The organism is Leisingera sp. XS_AS12 (genome assembly GCF_041224635.1).
In the GTDB taxonomy this organism is placed as follows: Bacteria; Pseudomonadota; Alphaproteobacteria; order Rhodobacterales; family Rhodobacteraceae; genus Leisingera.
This window is the reverse complement of record NZ_JBGFGM010000066.1, coordinates 14,119-32,970: the sequence shown is the minus strand read 5'-3', so window position 1 is coordinate 32,970 and position 18,852 is coordinate 14,119. Positions and strand designations below refer to the sequence as shown.

Genomic DNA, 18,852 nt, shown 5'->3' with positions numbered 1-18,852 from the left:
CCCGACGCGTAGATCTCGACACCCAACGAAATTAGAAACGAATTTGTAGCGCACATTGCGAAACGCACTCCCCACTATGAGTTGTGCAATATCTCGCAGCACCGAATAGGCGCTACAACGTGGGGCCGGGACAGCGCTTACAGTTCATCGTAGCTCCGTCATGAAGAAGCTCGGTGTCCAGAATGCGGCAGAACTCGTTGCAAAAATGATTGTACAGAGTTGAGAGGCGCATTCACAAAGCCGCACGAATAAAGGCACTTCCTGACTGCATTGCTGCCCACGATAACCAGGTGGAGTCTCGCAATAGTCTGGAAGCGGGAGTGTGCAACGGCGGAGAATGTGATTTCGCTGCTAGCGCGAACGCGCAGTCCGCCTGGACGCAAGAGCGGATATTAAGCAACTGACCACATCGTTTTCTTCAGCGATATAAACAAGCACCGCGAAAAATTGCGCGCTTATTCCGACCCCTTTGGGGTCAGGCCCGCACAGCGTGCCAGCATCAACGCAATTCAATGCCGTCGATCGGTCCGAACAGAACCTGCAGCGTCTCCATCTTGCCTTCGGCCGGAGCGAAGACCACCTCTGCGCTCGGCGTATCCGCGCCGAGCGGCTTAAGCTGCTTTACATCCTCGTTGTGCCCCGTTCCGGTCCATCAAAAGGTCAGGAAGACATATTTCAGAGGCTGACCTAGGGCAGTAAGACATGAAACGACCGGGTGATATCAGCCTCCAGTGCAGCATGTGCGTCGGTTCTGCGTCCCTCACGCAGGGCGGCGATAAGCGCGCGGTGATGCGCGTGTTCGTCGATCTCACTTGAGGCGGGGGTGCTGATGATTAGGTTCAAATATGCGCCATACTGAAGCCAAAGCGCCTCAATCATCGGCAGCAGGACCTCTGACTGGCTGAAGCCGTACAGCATTTGATGGAAGTCGTGATTTGCGACAAGGTCGGGCTGTCCTGTCGTGCTGGTCGAAGGCCGCGACAGGATCTCTTCAAGCTGGTCGATGTCCGCATCATTGATCCGGTCCATCGCCTGGTCCAAAGCCAGACTTTCCAGCGCCAACCGCGCGGCCTTCAGGTCTGCGGCGCGCCGCGCATCGAAAGCTGGAACCATTAGGGTGCGCGATGGCGTATCGACAAGTGCGCCCTCCGCTACCAGCCGCCGCACCGCTTCGCGCACGGGGGTCATGGACACCCCGAGTTGATCGGCCAAAGAGCGCAGGCTGAGCACGTCGCCAGGGGCAAATGCGCCGCGGGTGAAGGCGTCGCGGAGTGAAAAATAGACATTTTCCCGCAGTTTCAGGGGATCGATGCGGGGAATGATCGGTGTGCTCATGTTCGCCCTTGACAGCTTAGAAACATATCTTTGATAAAATATCACACATCACAGTGGACTCGGTCAAGCATGGAAAGGCGCGGTATGGAGGATAAGAAAGAGCGGGGTTTCTGGCTCTACGATCTGAAGGTTGAGACCGTGCTGGACGGACGGACGCCCGTGTGTCGGCATGTTGAAGGAGAGGCCTTCCGCGTTGTCGGCGAGAACCTTGTGTTTGATCAGGACACCCGGATTTCGATGTATGCCCTGTCGTCGGTTCTGCCGTTGCTTGCGGCCAAGCAGCGAGAGACGGATGCCGACGATTGGATGACGACCGATGCCGAGGTCGCCTGCCCGGATCCGCATTGCGGCGGGCGGCTGCGCATTCACCGCGAAAACAAGCGCTGGTTTTCTCATGCGGCCACAACAGGCCTGCCGGACCAGCGCGGCACGCCCTATTGGAAGGAAGACAAATGACCGTGGAAACTGCAGAACTGCGCCCCGGCCACCGCATGTCCCGCATTATCAAGGGCGGTTGGCAGTTGGCCGGCGGCCACGGCGAAGTGCGCAGGCAAGACGCGATCGCGGACATGGAAGCCTTTCTTGACGCCGGGATCACGACGTTCGATTGCGCCGACATCTATACTGGCGTTGAAGAGATGATCGGCCATTTCATCGCGGATGTTCGGCGCCGCCGTGGTTCCGAGGTGGCGGATCGCGTGGTGGTTCACACCAAACTGGTCCCGGACCTGTCGCGCCTGGCGGACATCCGGCCGGAAGAGGTCGAGGCGATCGTGGACCGGTCCCTGCGACGCCTGCAGATCGACCGTATTCCGCTGGTTCAATTCTTCTGGTGGGACATGGCCGTGGGCAATGCGGTCGAACAGCTTGAGGTGCTGAAGGATTGCCAGCGCAAAGGCAAGATCGCCAATCTGGGAGCGACCAACTGGGACGCTCCGGTTATGGACCAGTTCATTGATGCGGGGTTCGACGTGGTGTCCGCGCAGGTGCAGTATTCGCTGCTGGACCGCAGGCCGGCCGGGACCTTTGCAGATTGGGGCGCGCGCCGGGATGTTCAGATCCTGTGTTACGGCACATTGGCAGGGGGATTTCTGACCGAGAACTGGCTCGGCAAGCCCGATCCGGGGTTTGTGTTCGAAAACCGCAGCCTCATCAAGTACCGGCTCATCATAGATGAATTCGGATCGTGGGAGCTGTTCCAGTCGCTGCTCCAGGTGTTGCAGGACATTGGAAACAAGCATGGCGTTGCGCTGTCTACCATCGCAACCCGCTGGGTGCTGGACCAGCCGCAGGTCGCGGGCGCCATAGTCGGCGCGCGCTACGCGCGCCATCTGCCCAAGACTCTCGAGGTGTTCAAAGTGTCCCTTGATGCCGAGGACCGTGCGGCGATCGCTGCCGTGCTGGAACAGGCAGCGGGGCCCAATGGTCCGGTTTACGGGCTCGAAGGGGACCGCAATGGGCGGCATGGCAAGATCATGAAGTACAATCTCAATACAAACCCGGCTGACAAGGTTCACGGGGCATGATCCGTAATCTGTCCGCTGTTCGAGAGGAGGTGTGATGCCCTATACCATCGCCTCCAGGATTTTGTTTCCGCTATACTTGCTCACTTCGTTCTGCATCGTTGTCCTGATGGCGGTGTCTTTTTCGGACGTGATCCTGCGCGGCCTGAACCGTCCGATCCCCGGCGCCTATGAGATCACTGAAATCGCCGTTGGTGCGATGGTCTTTGCGGCGCTGCCGATTGTCACGCTGCGTCAGGAACATGTGCGCGTGACGCTCTTTCGGACAGTCGCCGACCGCTACCGGTGGGTGGATCTTCTGTTCATGGCCTTGAGCCGGGGCGTCGGCGTCGCAGTCTACCTGTTCTTTGCCTGGCACTTGCTGCGGCTTGGCAATCAGATGAGCAGTGCCGGGGCGCGGGCAATTTTCGCAGGCTTCCCGCTGGCGCCGTTTGCGTGGTTCGCGGCTGCGATGTGCATGGTGTCCGCCATTGTATTGCCGTTCAGTCGCAAGGCACCGGATTCCGAGGGTATGGGAGAAGTCTGATGACGGTCATGCTCTGCGCGTTGGCGCTGCTTTTCCTGCTGCTGTTTCTGGAGGTGCCGATTGCCCTGGCGATGCTGGCGATTGGCGTCGGCGGTTTCGCCTGGATCGTGGATTGGGGGCCGGCCGGATACATGGCGGCGGACACGGCCTATCGCACGGTCCACAACTTCAACATGTCGGTGATCCCGTTGTTCATGCTGATGGGCAATCTGATCAGCCGGGCCGAGATTTCAAAGGAATTGTTCGATCTGGCGTATCGCTTTGTCGGTCACCGGCGCGGCGGATTGGCGATTTCCACCATCATTGCCGGTGGCATGTTTGCAGCTGTCTGCGGCTCCAGCCTTGCCTCTTCGGCCACCATGGGCCGCGTCGCTTATCCATCGATGAAACGCTATGGATACGACGATTCCCTTGCGTCCGGCTCCATCGCGGCGGCGGGCACCCTGGGGATCATGATCCCGCCCAGCATCGTCCTGATTGTCTACGGCATCCTGACCCAGACCGACATCGGCAAGCTGTTCATCGCGGGCATCCTGCCTGGCCTGCTGGGCGCGTTGCTATATGTGGGCGCGGTCGTTGTTTCCACCGCATTGAACCCGGCGGCGGGGCCTGCAGGGGAAAGCAGCAACTGGCGTGAACGGCTGGTGGCGCTGCGTGCGGTCGGATCCGTCATTTTGCTGTTCGGTCTTGTCATCGGCGGGATCTACGGGAATTTCTTCACCCCGACCGAAGCCGCGGGCGTTGGTGCTGTTGGCGCTTTGGCGATCACTGTCTGGCGGCGCAAATTGACGTTGTGGAGCTTTCTGCAAACACTAGGGCAAACCGCGATCATGAGCGCGTCTATCTTCTTTGTTCTGGTGGGGGCGCAGGTGTTTGGCAACTTCATCAACGTTGCCGGCTTCACCGCGGCGCTGAACAGCTTTGTTGCCGGGCTAGATCTTCCGGCATGGGCCATGATGCTGGTGATCGTGGCGATCTACCTGATCCTGGGCTGCGTTCTGGAAAGCATGTCGATGCTGCTGCTCACCATCCCCATCACGTTTCCGCTGATCCTGCATCTTGGCTACGATCCGATCTGGTTCGGCATCCTCGTTGTCACGCTGGTTGAGGTGGCACTGATCACACCGCCCGTGGGGATGAATATCTATGTCCTGCAAGGGGTGCTGCCCAAAGTGCCACTGCGCAAGATGTTCGTCGGTGTGACCCCGTTCGTTGCGGCGGATGCGATCCGCATCCTTCTCCTCATCCTCATTCCCGGTCTGGCCCTATGGCTGCCGAGGCTGATGTAGGACCCCTAAAGAATAGAAAAAACATAACAAAACCAACACGGAGACTAGACTATGATCAGACGCAATTTCATTGCCGCAGTTTCAAGCCTGACCCTTTTGGCCAGCGCCACATCTGCATTGGCAGAGGACGTGGTTCTGCGCTTTTCCAACTGGCTGCCGCCGACCCACCCAATTCTGACTGATATGATCGAGCCCTGGGCCGCAGAGGTCAAAGCCGCGACTGAAGGCCGGGTGTCCGTGCAGATCCTGCCTGCCCTTGGGGCGCCGGGCGCGCATTTTGACATGGTGCGCAACGGTGTCGCCGACATTGCCTTTGGCGTCCACGGCTATACGCCGGAGCGGTTCAAACTGACAGAAATGGTCGAACTGCCCTTTACGGCCGAGAACGCGCAGGTCAATTCGATCGCGAACTGGCGCACCTATCAGAAGTACTTCATGGAGGCGAATGAACACGAAGGCACGCATCTGCTGGGCCTTTGGGTTCCGGGCTCTTATCAGCTGTTCACACGCGCTGGCGTGGAAGGCGTCGACGATCTGGATGGCCTGCGCATTCGTGTTCCGGGTGCCATTGTCGAACAGATCGCAACAAAGCTGGGGCTGGTGTCGATCTCCTCGCCGCTGACCGAGGCCTATGACCAGATTTCCCGCGGGATCATCGACGGGATGTTCCAGACCTATGGCACCGTGCTTGACTTCAACATGTCTGAGCACATGCCGGTTGTGATGACCGTACCGGGCGGCTTTGCCGCCTCCAGCCAGTTCATCGTTGTCGGCGATGCTGCTTGGAACCGCATCAGCCCCGAGGATCAAGAGGCGATCAACGCGCTGTCGGGTGAGGCGATGGTGAGCAAGTTCGCCACTGTCTGGCAGGCGCATAACGCGAAAGCAATTGATGAGCTGATGGCGGGCGGGCTGACGCGGATCGAACTGACCGGCGCCGATCTGGACGAGATGAAGGAGCGGCTTGCGCCGATCTGGGACCAGTGGACCGAAGACGCAAAAGCAAAAGGCGTGGATGCGGACGCAGCGGTTGCCTTTTATCAGGAGCAACTGGATGAGGTTGCCGAAGAACTGGGCGTGGACCGGAACTGAAACCGGATCGGAAAAACACCAGGGCAGGGCCATTGGGTCCTGCTTCACCCCACGCAGGGGCGGCGCAAAAACGGAACTGTTCATGTTTTACAAAATCGACGATTGGGATCGTGCCTATTCCAATGCTTCACATATCCACCGCAGCGACCGCTGGCCGGACGCCTGGGTCGCGCCCGCAGCAAAGTTCCGGCAGGACATGACGGAATTGGGGCGCGCGGTCCTTGATCAGCCCTATGGGAGCGGTCAGCGGCAACGCTTTGACCTGTTCTTGCCTGAAGGTAAGCCGCGCGGACTGTTTGTCTTTGTTCACGGCGGCTATTGGCACACCTTGGACCGCAGCTATTGGTCCCATCTGGCGGCAGGGCCTCTGGCGCATGGCTATGCGGTTGCAATGCCGGGCTACACTCTTTGCCCGGAGGTTCGCATCACCGACATAGGCCGCGAAATCGCACAGGCAGTGGACACGGCGGCTGCGCAGGTAGAGGGCCCCATTGTCCTGGCCGGGCATTCCGCAGGCGGGCATCTGGTGGCCCGGGTCTGCGCCCAGGGCTCCACCTTGTCGGAGCAAGCGCGAAGTCGGTTGTCGATGGTGATCCCGATATCCGGCCTAAGCGATTTGCGGCCATTCTTGCGTTTGAAAATGAACGAAAGCCTGCGCCTGGATGCCGAAGAAGCCATGCGCGAAAGCCCGGCGCTGCTGCATCCCCCCGAAGGCCTGCGGATGTGCTGTTGGGTCGGTGCTAGTGAGCGGGCCGAGTTTTTACGCCAGAATCTGCTTTTGGCGTCAATGTGGGCCGGGCTTGGAGCGGAGGTGGCAATCTGGGAAGAGCCGGACAAACACCATTTCGACATTTGCGATGCGCTTGCAAGACCTGAACACCAGATACACGGTCTTTACGATCAGGCTCAGCCAAGTCGCGACATTCGTACCTGGAGCAATGAAAGCGCCGCTTAAGCTGTGATTTTTTCCTAGAGCGGTCCTTCGAGTTGCCCTGTTGGGGAAGGCGATGCCGCGCTTGGCACCGATGTCGGCGAAGCGCAGAAAGTGACCTTTGCAAAGTCTGGTGATTTGCCACCTGGACGATGATCTCATGCTGCACGAGCGATGGAAGGAGCAGACCTTCGCGCAGGTACAGCCACCAACCATCATCGAACGGAAGAGGTGCGGGACCTAACGGACCAACATGGTTGTACTGACTACGTGATCTTTATACGTTTTGCGCAAATCTTCACCAACAGGCTCTGAGCGTTTTTGGACCAGTTCTTCACATTGGCTTTTGGATCTATTTTGTTTCTCGTGGGGTCAATTTTATGTCTGACGTCAATAAAGACTGTTTGGCTTCGGTGGGACAAAAAGTGTTTTAAACTCAACCCCATATACAAGTATCTGTCGAACAAATCGCCAAGGTTTCACTTTGTGTCGATGGTCGCTTCTCGTGTGTTGGGGATGGTATTCGGGACAGTGGCATTGATTTGGGGCGCCGCCGTTCTCATTGCGTCATGGTCTACCATGAGTTGACAAGTTTAATCGATGGCGGGGTCGAGATGCCCCGGGAAGCAATTCTTTTTTGGGCTCGAAGCCGCCTTGTGGCGCTGCGGCAGCAAGGGCGCAGGGATTCCGCTGCCTGGCCACTACCGCCTGATGGCGCCAGCCAGCCCAAACTAGACATTCGCGCCAGGCGCAGCACAGGCCATGCTGCAAATGCAAGGCGTTCCCAGAAGCGGACCTTCGGACCGCTCAGAAGACCACGGCGATGCTGCGCCAGGCACGGACGTCAGCAAAGCGCAGATAGCAACATTTGCAAAATCTAGGGAGCAAAGCCGCCCCATGAGACGCAGCCGGCCCTAAACAGACTTTCGGCAACTTGTTCTACGCCGCGATGCGGCCTTCCCAGAAGCAAACTGGCGTCCCACGCAGTGACCTTCGCAAGGCGGGGTGACGTCAGACCATGACGCTCCCTGCTTCACAGCTTCGATCCTGCGCATCCATGGTCTTTCTCGCCGTAATGTGCGAGGAACATTTCCACGCAGTCGGCGATGACGGCATCCGGATCGACCTCGGCTTTCGCCCCCATCAGGAACTGCGGCCAGACCAAGAAATGCTTCACCATCGAAAGGAGCTGCCCTGCGGCAAAGCCCGGCTCAGCCTGGCGGAGCGCGTCGGCCTGCATCGCCTCGCCGATCAGCGCTTGGATGGGGCCATCCTGTATCGCCGCCTTTGCAAAGAAGGCCTGCGCGAGATCCTGATCGCGCAAAAGCTCTGACATCACCAACCGGTTCAGCCCCATGTATCCTTCACCGGTCAGATGGCCGACGTAATTCCGCACTGCCCCCTTCAGCTGCTCTTGCAGCGGCACGTTTGGATCATAGCTCAGCCTGGGCGTCGCCGCGATCTGCTCCAGCAGGATATCGGTGATGGCCTGAAAGAGAACTTCCTTGCTTTCGAAGTGCTTGTAGAGGGTGCGCTTCGACACCTCTGCCAGCTCGGCGATGCGATTCACCCGCGCCGCCGTAAATCCCTGCTCGCGGAATTCCCGGATCGCCGCCTCCAGAATATCTTTTCGTTTCTTTTCAGCCAGTTTCATCGTTCCTGCCTCCCGCATCGCGAAAAATGTAAACATCCTGGTTTACACTCCTGCCGCTCGCCCCTATGTAAACACCACGGTTTACAAACGCAAGCACCCCGGGCGCCCCGAGCACTGGAGAACACCATGGCTGACCTCACTTTCGGACCAAAGGGCTGGACGCCTGAACGTCTCGGCGACCTCGCCGGCAAAACCTATGTTATCACCGGCGCCAACGCCGGCGCGGGCTTCCAGGCGGCGCGCATCCTCCTGGGCAAAGGCGCAGAGGTGGTGATGCTGAACCGTAGCGCCGAGAAATCCGCCGCCGCCGTGAAGGAGCTGAAACAGGCGTTCGGCGCCAATGCACCGGTGCGCTTCATCCGTATGGATCTCGCCGAGCAGGCCTCCGTCCGCATGGCCGCCGAAGAGGTGCTGAAGACCACGCAGCGCATCGACGCGCTGATCTGCAACGCCGCCATCGCCCAGGTGCCGACGCGCAAGCTGACGCCCGATGGCTTCGAGAGCCAGCTCGGCACCAACCACTACGGCCACTTTACCCTGTGTGGGACGCTGTTCGACCGCATCGAAGAGACGAAGGGCCGGATCGTCGTCGTCGCCAGCCTCGGCTACAACATGGGCCTCAAAACGATCCGTTTCGAGGACATGAACTGGGACAAGGGCTATGGCGCCAATGCCGCCTATTCCCAGAGCAAACTGGCGCAGATGATGTTCGCCTACGAGCTTCAGGACCGGCTGGCCGCGGCCGGGCGAAGGGGGGTGAAGGTCTTCGTCTGTCACCCGGGATCGTCGGCGACCTCGTTGATTACGACCAGCGGCAGCCGGACGATGCGGCTGATCTGGTGGCTTATGACCAAGACGCCGATGGTCCAGACCGCCGAACAGGGGGCCTACCCGGAGGTCATGTGCGCGGCGGAAGAGGCGCTGACCGAAGAGCGCGCGCTCTACGGACCCACCGGGACAAGGGAATTCGTCGGTCCCGTCGGCCGCGGCACGCTGAATGCACACGCTCACGACAAGCCTGTCATGGTCAGGCTGTGGGAGCGATCCGAGAAAGACACAGGCTTCAGCTGGGACCTGTGAGGGCCTTGTAATCCTGCCGAGGCAGAATAGACCGGGCTTGGGTCGGTCGGCTTGTCGCGCCTCCCGTTCAATTCCGGGCACTGCAACTGATGAGGGGCACAAACGTGGACATTTTGAAAACAGCGACTGACTGGACGAAAGCCGAAATGCTCTCCTCCGCCTTCTTCATTCTCTTCGGCCTGTCCTTTCTTCTGGCAAGCCTGGGCTTTTGGCAGATGGGTAGGACCGACCTGGCGAGGGCCTATGTCATCCCCATACTGATGGCGGGCACGCTGATCCTGGTCATCGGGGTGGGCCTGTTCTTCTCCAGCCAAGCCCGGTTGGCGAGCTTCCCAGCGGCATACGCCACCGATGCCGTCGGTTTCGTCGCAGACGAGATCGCACGCGCCGACAGGGTGTTGAACGAATACCGGATTGCGGTGTTCTGGGTGATCCCGCTGATCATCGCCGCCTGCGCGCTGGCGATACTCTACTTCGAGACGCCCCTTTGGCGGGCGAGCCTGATCACAACCACCGTTATGATGGCGGTCATTCTGGTGATCGACACCAATGCCAACGCGCGGCTGGAAGGATATAGGGAGCAACTCGCGTTGGCCGGGAAATTCTTACCGCCATCAATGTGAAGCGGACGTCCATTGCGGGTGCCGCGAATGGCTGCTCTCCGCCCGGGCCTGCGGATGCCGTAAGTGCCAGAAGATCCGCCCTTCGGGTCCGCTTTGGGCTACTTGGTGTTGTCTGACAGAAGCGTCCTGGTCAAGTTCCGCTGCAACCCTGCCGCCGCATCTCCGCAAGTCGGTAGTGAGCCCACAGCGGTCACAGAAATGCCGGCGAACTTTGCAGCTGCAGCAGAATACCGTTACTCCAGTACGGAACCTCAAGTACCCGCATTAGGCGAGTCGAATTCAGCGTCCCGTCGCTTTTCAGAGCATTTGCGGGTTCACGATATGTGCGCAGCACGGCTGCTCAGGTGATTTGTGCAGGCTAAAGCCGGTAACTTTGATCGTAACCACTCCGCTCAAAAGGTTGCTCTGAGGCGCAGTCCTAAAACCGTGACCGTTATCTTGCTTGGATTGGCTTTCTGGTTCGTGATGAATTGAACCGATGGGGTGACGGCGACGGTTTCGAGCAGTTGGAACCGGTAGTAGATCTCGCTCGTTATCTGGCCCTGCAGGGCATCCTTCTGATCAAAGCAAAGCCCCGCTGACGGATCAGCGGGGCTGTCAACATTTGCCGGAAAGGGCTGGGGGCCGCAACGTCGGCTAGGAGGAAGGAATGTGACGGGTCGTGAGCTGCTCTTTAGATCTTCCGACATGAAAAGCGGTGCGGCGCATCAGCGCCGCGCGGTTTCCCGGGAGAAGCGGACCCGGTGCAGCCAGAGCCTGGGAGGGTTCTTATGCACCGGCTTTCTGCGCGCGGCTGCGGAAGCCGAAAAACAGGGCCGCCGCAAAACCGGCAGGGGTCAACAGTCCGAGGGACATTGGCAAGGCCGTATCCATGCTTCCCAAAGCGACGCAGGAGGACACCGAAAATGCGATGGCGAATTGCGCGGCGCCGAGCAGGGCGGACCCGATACCGGCTCCCTCGCCGCACAGGTCCATCGTCATGGCCATCGCATTGGCCGACAGCAGGCCGACCATGCCGATGGACACCCAAAGTGGAACGGCAAAGATCCAAAGCGTCTGCGTGCCGGAGACCAGCACCAGACACAGGGCCGCGGCGGCAAACACGGGCAAGCCGGCCGTGACGATCTGTTCCGGGCTGTAACGGTTGAGCAAAACCCCGTTGATCCGGCCGAAAAGGATCAGCGCGGCGGCAATAACGGCAAACATGATGCCGAATTCAAGCGCGCTCAGCCCGAAGATGCCCTGAAACACGCCGGAGGAGCCGGTGATGAACGCAAACATGCCGCCCTGTATCAAGCCGGACACCAGCACCATGACCACAAATCTTTGCTGCGATAGCAGCATGGCGGCTGCCCGAAGGCTGCCGATGAACGGCCGGGGCTTGCGGCTGGCGGCAGGAAGGGTTTCCGGCAGGACAACCGCCGCCAGCGCAAAGGCGGTGATGCTGATCAGCGCCATCGCCGCAAAGATCGAGCGCCAGCCGAAGGATTCAAGAAGGAGGCTGCCCAGCGTCGGCGATACAATCGGACCGATTGTCAGCAGCATGACCAGCACGGTCATCACCTGAGCCGCGCGGCGTCCCTGATAGAGATCCTTGACCATGGCCCGGCCCACAACCATGCCGGCGCTCGCCCCGATGGCCTGCACGAACCGTAAGGCGTTGAACCATGCGATTTCGCTGAGGAGCGGCAGAGCGATGGATGTCCCGGTGAACAGCGCGACGCCGACCAGCAGCGGCGCCTTGCGCTCATAGGTGTCGGTCAGCGGGCCGAGCAGCAGCTGCCCCGCGCAGAGACCGAGAAAGAAGATCGACAGCGAAAATTCTGCCGCGGTGCGTGTGGAGCCCATGGAAGCGGCCAGGTCGCCGAGTGCGGCCAGGTACATATCCGTCGCTAGAGGCGGAAACAGGGACAGCAAGCCCAGCGTCGCCGTAATCGCCGCTGCGTGTTTGGGGGAAAGGGTCGTGTGAGGTATCATCGTTCCTGCTGCGTTAATAGACTGCGGTCTACTTGCGGTTAATAGACCTTGGTCCAATAAGTAAAGCAGGATAAGTTCTGCATTCGTGAACAGGAGTTGTGCATGACCAGCCCCCCCCAGGGCGGACGCCCAGTGAACGCCCAGGCCGGAGCCGCTTTGAAAGCGGCTGCGCTGCGCCTTGTGCGCGAAAGAGGGTACGGCAAGGTATCGATCGCAGCCATCGCCGAGGAGGCGGGCGTGGCCCGCCAGACACTGTACAACCGGTGGAACACGAAGGCTGATCTGGTTCTTGATGCCGTGTTTGAAGAGACGCAGAGCTACGCTGCAGCGCCGCCTCTGGACGGGGAGCGGGCGTGCCGCGATCTGCTTGAGGAGTTCCTGTCAAACGTCTTCAGTCATCTTGCTGTCAATGGCGGCGTTCTGCGTGCCCTGATTGCGGCGGCGCAGCAGGATGCGGCTTTTCAGGAGAATTTTTACGCCAAGTTCGTTCTGCCCCGCGAGAAGATGGTTACGAATCTGCTGCAGCGGGCCATCGAACGCGGCGAGCTGTCTGCAGATCGCAGTCCAGAGCTGGTTTCGGGCCTGATCCATGGCGCTTTCTGGTACCGTCTGCTGAACCGGGGGGTGCTGGACGCCAGTTTTGCCAGAGCGGTCACGCGTGACGTATTCGGCCCGCTGACTTCGCCGCCAAGGGGCGACTGCTAGGCTTCAGCCTCATTAAGTTTCAGAGCCAGAAGATGACGGCGGCGGCAAGCGCGATGGCTGAAGGGCATCGCGCTGGAGCATCTTCATGGGTTCAACATCCCTTCAGACGGGATCGTTACCGAATCGATCCAGGTGCCGGGGCACGGGTTGCCGATCATCTTGCTGGCGAACCGCCATACAACCGGCGGCTACCTCAAGATAGAAACGGTGATTTCTGCCGATCTGCCGCGGCAGACCCGGCCGCGCCCCGGCGATACCTTGCATTTTGCCGCGGTAAGCGCGGCAGAGGCGGAGCATATCCTTACCCGCCAGCGGGCAGAGCTGAACGCGTTGGCTGAGGCTATCCGACCGGTGCAATCGGACGCGGCCAATCTCCTAAGAAAGCTGTACTCCAAGAGTCTGATCAGTGGTGTAGTCAGCGTCGGCTATACTTCTTAGGACCACGGTCATCAGCATAGGTTGAACTGCACTGGGTTTGCCGGGGGCTTCAAATCCTGAGTAGCAACCTCTGTGATGTCTTTTCGCTCCACCGCTTCCAATGATTGTACAAGGTCTTGTGCGGACCGTAATCTTTGATAACGTCACGCGAGCGCAAGTCATTGCGATTGATGAAGATAGTTCCGCTCAGAACATGTCGGTCATCAGGACGGGTCATCTGCGCGTCCGTCAGCCAGAAGAGATCAGACTTATCACTGAGCACCTTACGAACCGTGCATCACGCCCCCCTCCCAAACTCAATGCATCCTGAACCTCGCACAGCAAGGAGATGTTGGAGTAAACGGATCCTGCTGAATTCTACTGTCGGTCTCCGATCTGGTTTCCGCCGTCAATTCTGAACTGCAGGACACGCCGGGCTTTTTCGACGATGGGCAGATCAATCATCTTGTTGTCGAGTGAAACAGCGCCCAGGCCTTCGGCGAGGGACTTTTCGTAGGCTTCGACAATCCGTTTGGCGTACGTTACGGCGCCTTCGGAAGGAGTGAATGCGGTGTTCAGTGGGGCCACTTGTGACGGGTGGATCGCAAAGCCGCCTTCGAATCCGAGCCGTGCAGATCTTTCCACCATCGCCCGGAAAGCGCTAGTGTCGTTGTACCGGGCGATGCTGCCGACGTAGCCCAAAGGGATTTTCCCGGCTGATCGTGCAGCTGTCACAATTTGATGGCTTGGATACAGGAGGCTGTCCCACTCTGGCTCCATGCCCATTTCTAAGCAAAAATCTTCGGTTCCGAGGTTCAGGGCGATCAAGCGCTCGTGGGCAGCAGCGATAGCTGGTGCGTTAAGTAAACCAGTCGGGCTTTCGATCAATGCTATCAGAAAGAGATTGTCACATCCCTCGGCTGAGATAAAACTGGCTGCTTGTCGCACAAATGCCGGGCTTTCTACCTTGGGCAGTATTACAAAATCGACCCCGGCCCCGGTGGCCGCTTCGAGATCGTCGTCCACCAGATTTTCATCGCTGTTGACCCGCACCGCCACGGTTTTTCCATTTTCGTGTAGACGGGCGGCAGCATCCGGAAGCACTTCCCGCGCCCGATCCTTTTCGGTAGGAGGCACAGCATCTTCAAGATCTAGGATTATGACATCCGCTGCGGTCGCGGCCGCCTTATTGATGTAGGCCTCGATATGGCCGGGGATGTAGAGCAACGATCTGAGAGCGGACGGTTTCATCTGGGGGTTGCTCCCAATGACGGTGCGACCTGCTCCAGCAATCCGGTGTCGAGCAGGGGGGTGGTGCCATCCGCTGAAAGATAGGCTTGAGCAAGCTCTACGGAGCAGCCGCAGGCCACGACTTTCTGCATCAGATCGGCTTCGGTCATCGGCATGGACGAGCCGCCCGGAACAAAGGTCATTTCCTGGCTGATCACCCGGCCGCTTTTCAGTCCTATGGTGATCCTTTCGGGCGTGGTGGGGCCGATATCCCCGGTATCGCCCTTTGGCAGGTCGTAGAGATCCAGTTCGATCGACGCCGCGAGCTCCCGGCGCCGGGGATCGTTGAAGCCTTCGGGGCCGAAATCTGCCGGCGTCACTCTGCCCTCAAGCAGGCCGACGGCGATGCAGTAACGGACTGAGAAGCGGGCTTCGGCATCGTTGCGGGGCACACCGAAACCCGCGACCCGGTGGAAGGGGCTCGGCATGCGGATTGTGACCGATGCGATGTCGCTCGGCCGTTGAATCTGTCGGCTCAGTTCGATCGCGCCGTGAATTGGGCGCTGGGTGTAGGCGCAGCTGGGCCAGAGCTTGCGGATAACCGGGTACTGTCTGACGGCCTGCCCCAGTTGCATTGTCTTCATCATTTCGCGAAACCCGATCGATTCCGGCGTGCCGTACACCTTGGTGAATCCAAACTCGGAGTCCCAGAGGTTGCAATTCCCGGTGGCATCCGCGCGGCCAAGCAGCGCGGCGCGCAGGCCTGCCTCGGCCGCCAGCCCCGTATGGAGGGCCTTAGCGTCATAGCCGATCTGGGTTAGCAAGCCGGAGGAAGAGGACGCCGCAAGTGCCATCGCATTGGACATCTGGCGGGCCGTCAACCCCAGCGCCTTGGATACCGCCGCTGCGGTTCCGATCGGGCCCAGGGTAGAGGTTGAATGCCAGCCGATGTCGTAATGGCCGTAGCCTAGCGCCTTGCCCATCCAGATGATGGTTTCGTACCCAACAATCCAGGCATCGCTGATCTGGTCGATTGTCATTGGGACCTTGTGTGCCAGGCTTAGCAACGCGCTGAGCACCGGCGCGCTGGCATGACTCGACCCGGACAGTTCGTAGTCATCAAAGTCCAGGGCCGCCGCCCGCGCGCCGTTTACTAGTGCCGCGCCGGTTATCGACAGCTTTTCGCCGCCGCCGATCGGGGGCACTGAGCCTTCTTTCAGCCCGAACAGCATCGCGTCGGATGCCGCAATGGCTTGACGCTCCGTCGCACCGAGAACCATGCAGGACAGCGTGTCGACCAAGGTGAACCGGGCCTGTTCTCTGATGTATTCATCGACCCCCAAGTCGGGCTGCGTCGCCCATGCCGAGAGCCGCTCGGAGAAGTTCAGCACGTTGGGTTTTGCCACCGCTGAATCAGTGTTGGGTTTAAGTTGCATTGGCCGGGACCTTAAAAAGTTGCTGTCGCCTGCATCGCTTTTGCCCCGTCGTGACGACGGGCCCAAAGCTGCATGGTGTTGTTTCCACGATTGCCTGCGAGCTGAAACGGACTCATCCCGGCCAGAGGCGCAAGTCCTCGGAATTCGAAGGATTTCGGTGTTTTCCCGAAAGTGCGCTGCGCTAGATCGATCAGCAGGGTTGCCGTAAGCGGCCCATGGAAGACAAGCCCGCTGTAACCTTCGACAGAGCGGGCGTAGTCGATGTCATAGTGGATCCGGTGCCCGTTGAAGGTCAGGGCGGAGTAACGGAAGAGCATGACTTGCGACGGCGAAATGGTTTCCGTGACCTCCGCGCTGGCTGGAGCTTGAGCGGCATCAGGCTGCGGCGCGTTCGGACGCGGGTCTTCGCGGTAGACGATGTCGTGTTCTTCGGTCAGGGCAAGCGTCCCGTCCTCCAGGAACAGTTCGTGCAGGACGGTCACAAAGCATAGCGAGCCGCTGCGCCCGTTCTTTTCGGCAATGTGCTTGATGGTGGAGCGCTTGCTGGCCCGGGTACCGAGCGGGATGTTGGCATGGAAAGCGAACCTGCCGCCGGCCCACATGCGGCGGGGCAAGGCGACGGGAGGCAGGAAACCGCCCTTTTCCGGGTGGCCATCTCGTCCAAGCTCGCCGAGCGGCTTGGCTTCGAGAAAATAGAGCCAGTGCCAGAGGGGAGGCAGTGCATCCCCGGCTTTCAATGTCTGGTCCCGGCCGATGGTGGCCTGCATGAAGCGGGCCGGTTCGGCACGCAGGGTGTCGTGATGGGTTTCAGAGCGTCCGATCCAGGACTCTACGGATTGCGGCATCTGTGATGAACCTCGTTCTGCGGTCAGGCGAATTCAGCGCGCAGGGCGGCGCCGTGCTGGTTGATAGCCGGGGCAGCGGAAGGTCGGCTGGAATGCTGAGCGTCCAGCCAGCGGATTGGCGTCGCCGGGATCGCGATCGTCTCGTTGTCTTCAGTTGTCACGTCGCGCCTACGTAACGCGGGGTGTCGGCCCAGGTCCTCGACGCTGTTGACGGCCCCAAAGGCGATGTTTGCTGCGGCGAGGCGGCTGCGGAATTCTTCGAGGGTCAACTCGCGGGACACCCGAGCGATCAGCTCCTCCAACGCGTCGCGGTTGGCCACACGGCTATTGTTGGAGGCAAATCGTATATCTTTTGCGGCGGCCTCGGAACGCAGGACGTCCTGGCAGAACCGCTGCCATTCGCGCTCGTTCTGGATGGCGATCAGGGTCAGGGCGCCTTCGCGGGTCTCAAACGCACCGTAGGGAGCCATGCTTGGATGGCGCAGTCCGACCCGCTTGGGGGCGCCGTTGCCGTGTTCGCTGTGAATGAGCGGAACGCTCATCCAGTCAGCGGCGACGTCGAACAGGGAGACGGCCACTGCTGCGCCCTTGCCGGTGCGCTCGCGGCGTATCAGCGCCTCCAGCACGGCGGCGTGGCAGGTCATGCCTGCGCCGATATCGCAGATGGAAACGCCGATGCGGCCCATTTCATTCACACCGCCGCTGACGCCGGTGAGGCCGGATTCGGCCTGAATGAGAAAGTCATAGGCCTTCAGGTGCTTGACCGCTTCGCTCTCGCCGTAGCCGGTGATGTCCACCGTGATCAGCCGCGGATGCTTCTGGCGCAGGTCCGCCGAACCGAAACCGGCGCGGGCCATTGCGCCGGGTGCCAGGTTCTGAATGAAGACATCGGCGCGGGCGATGATTCGGTCCAGCAAGGCAGCGTCATCAGGGGCGCGAAAATCCAGTGCCAGCGATTCCTTGCCTTGGTTTGTCCAGGCAAAGTAGGAACTGGTGCCCTTTGCTGCATTGTCATAGCCGCGGGCAAAGTCGCCTTCCGCTCGTTCTATCTTGATGACTCGTGCGCCGGCTTCGGCCAACCGCGCCGTACACAGTGGCGCTGCCAGCGCCTGTTCGACGGATACCACAACGATATTCTCAAGCGGCTTCATTTCAGTGTCCTAGCTTCTCAATGTGTTCGATTTGGCTTGTTTCCAACAGGTCTACATGGCCATCTTTTGAAAGAAAATTCATTGCTTGTGCTAGTTCTGTTTAGTTATTTTGAACGATATGGCGATTCACAGACTTCCTCCGCTGCATGCGCTGCATGTGTTCGAAACCGTGGCCAGGCTGGGCGGGGTGCGCGCGGCCGCCGCAGAACTGAATGTAACCCCGCCGGCGGTGAGCCATCAGTTGGACAAGCTCGAAGGCTTCCTTGGGGCGCCGCTGTTTATCCGCAGAGGCCGCAATCTGGTTTTGACCGAAGGCGCGCGTGATTATCTGACCGAAGTGCGCCCGGGCCTTGAGGCGATCGGCCGTGCTACGTCTGTTGCAACCCAGGAAACGCAGCGCGAGGTCCTGACGGTTGCGGCCCCGCCAACGCTGACGACGATGTGGCTGATACCCAAGCTGCGCGGTTTCTCGGAAGCTTTTCCCGATTATGATGTCCGGCTTTTGGATCGGATGACGTTCAATCCCGAAGAACGCGGCGTGGATATTGCCATCGAATACCGGTTTGAGCCCGATCCGGATTTGGTTTCGATGCAGGTTTTGTCCGATGAAGTGGTTGCCTTGACCAGCGTCGGCTATGCCGAAACGCATGGCATCGCGGGATTGGACGACCTTGAGGGGATGACTCTGATCGAGACTGAGCGCCGCCTGACATCGTGGAAAAAGATCCTGGCGGGACGGTCCTGGCTTAAACATCAGCGGTTTCTTTCGGTCAGCTATTCGCTGCATGCGTTCGAAGCGGCCGCGCGGGGGAGCGGCGTTGCCCTCGGCAACCGTGCCAATGCCGAGCGGATGCTGGCAGAGGGGCGGTTGTGCATACCGTTCGAACTGCCGCCGGATATGTTGCCGCCAGCGCCTTGCTATTTCATGAGTGCCGTGTCCCACCGGCAGCGCCAGCCCAGGGTGCGGGCGTTCTGGGATTGGCTGCTTAGCGAGATTTCCAGCTGACGGGCGAGGCGGAGGGCGCGCCAGTGTGGCGG

The 18,852-nt window shown here is 59.9% G+C and carries 19 protein-coding genes and 1 pseudogene; 11 read left to right on the top strand and 9 right to left on the bottom strand.

Annotated elements, in window-relative coordinates; genetic code table 11:
* Positions 1 to 687 precede the first annotated feature (687 nt).
* Positions 688 to 1,335 (bottom strand): GntR family transcriptional regulator, encoded by a 648-nt coding sequence (locus AB9K35_RS03730; protein ID WP_369924565.1) that lies wholly within the window; start codon positions 1,333 to 1,335, stop codon positions 688 to 690.
* 84 nt (positions 1,336 to 1,419) lie between these two features.
* On the opposite strand from AB9K35_RS03730, the gene AB9K35_RS03725 reads away from it, so the two are divergent.
* From AB9K35_RS03725 to AB9K35_RS03700, 6 genes are read left to right on the top strand one after another with little or no spacing between them, the layout of a single operon-like run.
* A complete protein-coding gene (locus tag AB9K35_RS03725; protein ID WP_369924564.1) occupies positions 1,420 to 1,791 on the top strand; it encodes a TIGR04076 family protein in 372 nt (123 codons plus the stop codon).
* Positions 1,788 to 2,861, top strand: coding sequence for an aldo/keto reductase (locus AB9K35_RS03720; protein WP_369924563.1), 1,074 nt, complete (start codon positions 1,788 to 1,790; stop codon positions 2,859 to 2,861). The genes AB9K35_RS03725 and AB9K35_RS03720 overlap by 4 nt, the downstream gene beginning before the upstream one ends.
* A gap of 34 nt (positions 2,862 to 2,895) precedes the next feature.
* The gene (locus AB9K35_RS03715) at positions 2,896 to 3,384 is read left to right on the top strand and encodes a TRAP transporter small permease subunit (protein WP_222455163.1); all 489 of its coding nucleotides are present in this window, start codon (positions 2,896 to 2,898) and stop codon (positions 3,382 to 3,384) included.
* Positions 3,384 to 4,673 carry a TRAP transporter large permease gene (locus AB9K35_RS03710; protein ID WP_369924562.1) on the top strand — a complete coding sequence of 430 codons (1,290 nt, stop codon included), beginning with the start codon at positions 3,384 to 3,386 and terminating at the stop codon, positions 4,671 to 4,673. Before AB9K35_RS03715 ends, AB9K35_RS03710 begins: the two co-directional genes overlap by 1 nt.
* A 51-nt stretch (positions 4,674 to 4,724) precedes the next feature.
* Complete coding sequence (locus AB9K35_RS03705; RefSeq protein ID WP_369924561.1) at positions 4,725 to 5,765, top strand: TRAP transporter substrate-binding protein; 1,041 nt, start codon at positions 4,725 to 4,727, stop codon at positions 5,763 to 5,765.
* The gene (locus tag AB9K35_RS03700; RefSeq protein WP_369924560.1) at positions 5,734 to 6,720 is read left to right on the top strand and encodes an alpha/beta hydrolase; all 987 of its coding nucleotides are present in this window, start codon (positions 5,734 to 5,736) and stop codon (positions 6,718 to 6,720) included. The genes AB9K35_RS03705 and AB9K35_RS03700 overlap by 32 nt, the downstream gene beginning before the upstream one ends.
* Before the next feature lie 1,009 nt (positions 6,721 to 7,729).
* Here the strand turns inward: AB9K35_RS03700 and AB9K35_RS03695 are convergent.
* Complete coding sequence (locus tag AB9K35_RS03695; RefSeq protein WP_369924559.1) at positions 7,730 to 8,350, bottom strand: TetR/AcrR family transcriptional regulator; 621 nt, start codon at positions 8,348 to 8,350, stop codon at positions 7,730 to 7,732.
* 126 nt (positions 8,351 to 8,476) lie between these two features.
* Here AB9K35_RS03695 and AB9K35_RS03690 point away from each other — a divergent pair, with 126 nt between their 5' ends.
* Entirely contained in the window at positions 8,477 to 9,430 is a 954-nt protein-coding gene (locus AB9K35_RS03690; RefSeq protein WP_369924558.1) for an SDR family oxidoreductase, read from the top strand.
* Between the two features lie 104 nt (positions 9,431 to 9,534).
* Positions 9,535 to 10,053: a hypothetical protein gene (locus tag AB9K35_RS03685; protein ID WP_369924557.1), complete on the top strand. Its 519-nt coding sequence runs from the start codon at positions 9,535 to 9,537 to the stop codon at positions 10,051 to 10,053.
* Positions 10,054 to 10,445: 392 nt separating this feature from the next.
* Here AB9K35_RS03685 and AB9K35_RS03680 read toward each other — a convergent pair whose 3' ends face one another.
* Positions 10,446 to 10,742 (bottom strand): carbohydrate porin, encoded by a 297-nt coding sequence (locus tag AB9K35_RS03680; RefSeq protein ID WP_369924556.1) that lies wholly within the window; start codon positions 10,740 to 10,742, stop codon positions 10,446 to 10,448.
* Between the two features lie 79 nt (positions 10,743 to 10,821).
* Positions 10,822 to 12,030, bottom strand: a complete 1,209-nt coding sequence (locus AB9K35_RS03675) for a multidrug effflux MFS transporter (RefSeq protein ID WP_369924555.1) — start codon at positions 12,028 to 12,030, stop codon at positions 10,822 to 10,824.
* A gap of 102 nt (positions 12,031 to 12,132) precedes the next feature.
* On the opposite strand from AB9K35_RS03675, the gene AB9K35_RS03670 reads away from it, so the two are divergent.
* Complete coding sequence (locus AB9K35_RS03670) at positions 12,133 to 12,735, top strand: TetR/AcrR family transcriptional regulator (protein WP_369924554.1); 603 nt, start codon at positions 12,133 to 12,135, stop codon at positions 12,733 to 12,735.
* 57 nt (positions 12,736 to 12,792) lie between these two features.
* Complete coding sequence (locus AB9K35_RS03665) at positions 12,793 to 13,173, top strand: hypothetical protein (RefSeq protein WP_369924566.1); 381 nt, start codon at positions 12,793 to 12,795, stop codon at positions 13,171 to 13,173.
* 82 nt (positions 13,174 to 13,255) lie between these two features.
* Here the strand turns inward: AB9K35_RS03665 and AB9K35_RS03660 are convergent.
* The 5 genes and pseudogenes from AB9K35_RS03660 to AB9K35_RS03640 form a co-directional block, all read right to left on the bottom strand.
* Positions 13,256 to 13,390: pseudogene (locus AB9K35_RS03660) on the bottom strand (transposase); the annotation flags it as partial.
* A 140-nt stretch (positions 13,391 to 13,530) separates the two neighbouring features.
* Positions 13,531 to 14,403: a CoA ester lyase gene (locus tag AB9K35_RS03655; protein WP_369924553.1), complete on the bottom strand. Its 873-nt coding sequence runs from the start codon at positions 14,401 to 14,403 to the stop codon at positions 13,531 to 13,533.
* Positions 14,400 to 15,818 carry an MmgE/PrpD family protein gene (locus AB9K35_RS03650; protein WP_369924552.1) on the bottom strand — a complete coding sequence of 473 codons (1,419 nt, stop codon included), beginning with the start codon at positions 15,816 to 15,818 and terminating at the stop codon, positions 14,400 to 14,402. The genes AB9K35_RS03655 and AB9K35_RS03650 overlap by 4 nt, the downstream gene beginning before the upstream one ends.
* An 11-nt stretch (positions 15,819 to 15,829) precedes the next feature.
* Complete coding sequence (locus tag AB9K35_RS03645; RefSeq protein ID WP_369924551.1) at positions 15,830 to 16,663, bottom strand: MaoC family dehydratase N-terminal domain-containing protein; 834 nt, start codon at positions 16,661 to 16,663, stop codon at positions 15,830 to 15,832.
* A gap of 23 nt (positions 16,664 to 16,686) precedes the next feature.
* Entirely contained in the window at positions 16,687 to 17,814 is a 1,128-nt protein-coding gene (locus AB9K35_RS03640; protein WP_369924550.1) for a CaiB/BaiF CoA transferase family protein, read from the bottom strand.
* A 118-nt stretch (positions 17,815 to 17,932) separates the two neighbouring features.
* Between AB9K35_RS03640 and AB9K35_RS03635 the strand changes: the two genes are divergently transcribed.
* On the top strand, positions 17,933 to 18,820 hold the full coding sequence (locus AB9K35_RS03635) for a LysR substrate-binding domain-containing protein (RefSeq protein ID WP_369924549.1): 888 nt from the start codon (positions 17,933 to 17,935) through the stop codon (positions 18,818 to 18,820).
* Positions 18,821 to 18,852 lie beyond the last annotated feature (32 nt).

Coding starts and splice junctions, on each gene's coding strand:
- AB9K35_RS03730 (WP_369924565.1), bottom strand. CDS start 1,335: ATGAGCACACCGATCATTCCCCGCATCGATCCCCTGAAACTGCGGGAA.
- AB9K35_RS03725 (WP_369924564.1), top strand. CDS start 1,420: ATGGAGGATAAGAAAGAGCGGGGTTTCTGGCTCTACGATCTGAAGGTT.
- AB9K35_RS03720 (WP_369924563.1), top strand. CDS start 1,788: ATGACCGTGGAAACTGCAGAACTGCGCCCCGGCCACCGCATGTCCCGC.
- AB9K35_RS03715 (WP_222455163.1), top strand. CDS start 2,896: ATGCCCTATACCATCGCCTCCAGGATTTTGTTTCCGCTATACTTGCTC.
- AB9K35_RS03710 (WP_369924562.1), top strand. CDS start 3,384: ATGACGGTCATGCTCTGCGCGTTGGCGCTGCTTTTCCTGCTGCTGTTT.
- AB9K35_RS03705 (WP_369924561.1), top strand. CDS start 4,725: ATGATCAGACGCAATTTCATTGCCGCAGTTTCAAGCCTGACCCTTTTG.
- AB9K35_RS03695 (WP_369924559.1), bottom strand. CDS start 8,350: ATGAAACTGGCTGAAAAGAAACGAAAAGATATTCTGGAGGCGGCGATC.
- AB9K35_RS03690 (WP_369924558.1), top strand. CDS start 8,477: ATGGCTGACCTCACTTTCGGACCAAAGGGCTGGACGCCTGAACGTCTC.
- AB9K35_RS03680 (WP_369924556.1), bottom strand. CDS start 10,742: ATGTCGGAAGATCTAAAGAGCAGCTCACGACCCGTCACATTCCTTCCT.
- AB9K35_RS03675 (WP_369924555.1), bottom strand. CDS start 12,030: ATGATACCTCACACGACCCTTTCCCCCAAACACGCAGCGGCGATTACG.
- AB9K35_RS03670 (WP_369924554.1), top strand. CDS start 12,133: ATGACCAGCCCCCCCCAGGGCGGACGCCCAGTGAACGCCCAGGCCGGA.
- AB9K35_RS03655 (WP_369924553.1), bottom strand. CDS start 14,403: ATGAAACCGTCCGCTCTCAGATCGTTGCTCTACATCCCCGGCCATATC.
- AB9K35_RS03650 (WP_369924552.1), bottom strand. CDS start 15,818: ATGCAACTTAAACCCAACACTGATTCAGCGGTGGCAAAACCCAACGTG.
- AB9K35_RS03645 (WP_369924551.1), bottom strand. CDS start 16,663: ATGCCGCAATCCGTAGAGTCCTGGATCGGACGCTCTGAAACCCATCAC.
- AB9K35_RS03640 (WP_369924550.1), bottom strand. CDS start 17,814: ATGAAGCCGCTTGAGAATATCGTTGTGGTATCCGTCGAACAGGCGCTG.
- AB9K35_RS03635 (WP_369924549.1), top strand. CDS start 17,933: ATGGCGATTCACAGACTTCCTCCGCTGCATGCGCTGCATGTGTTCGAA.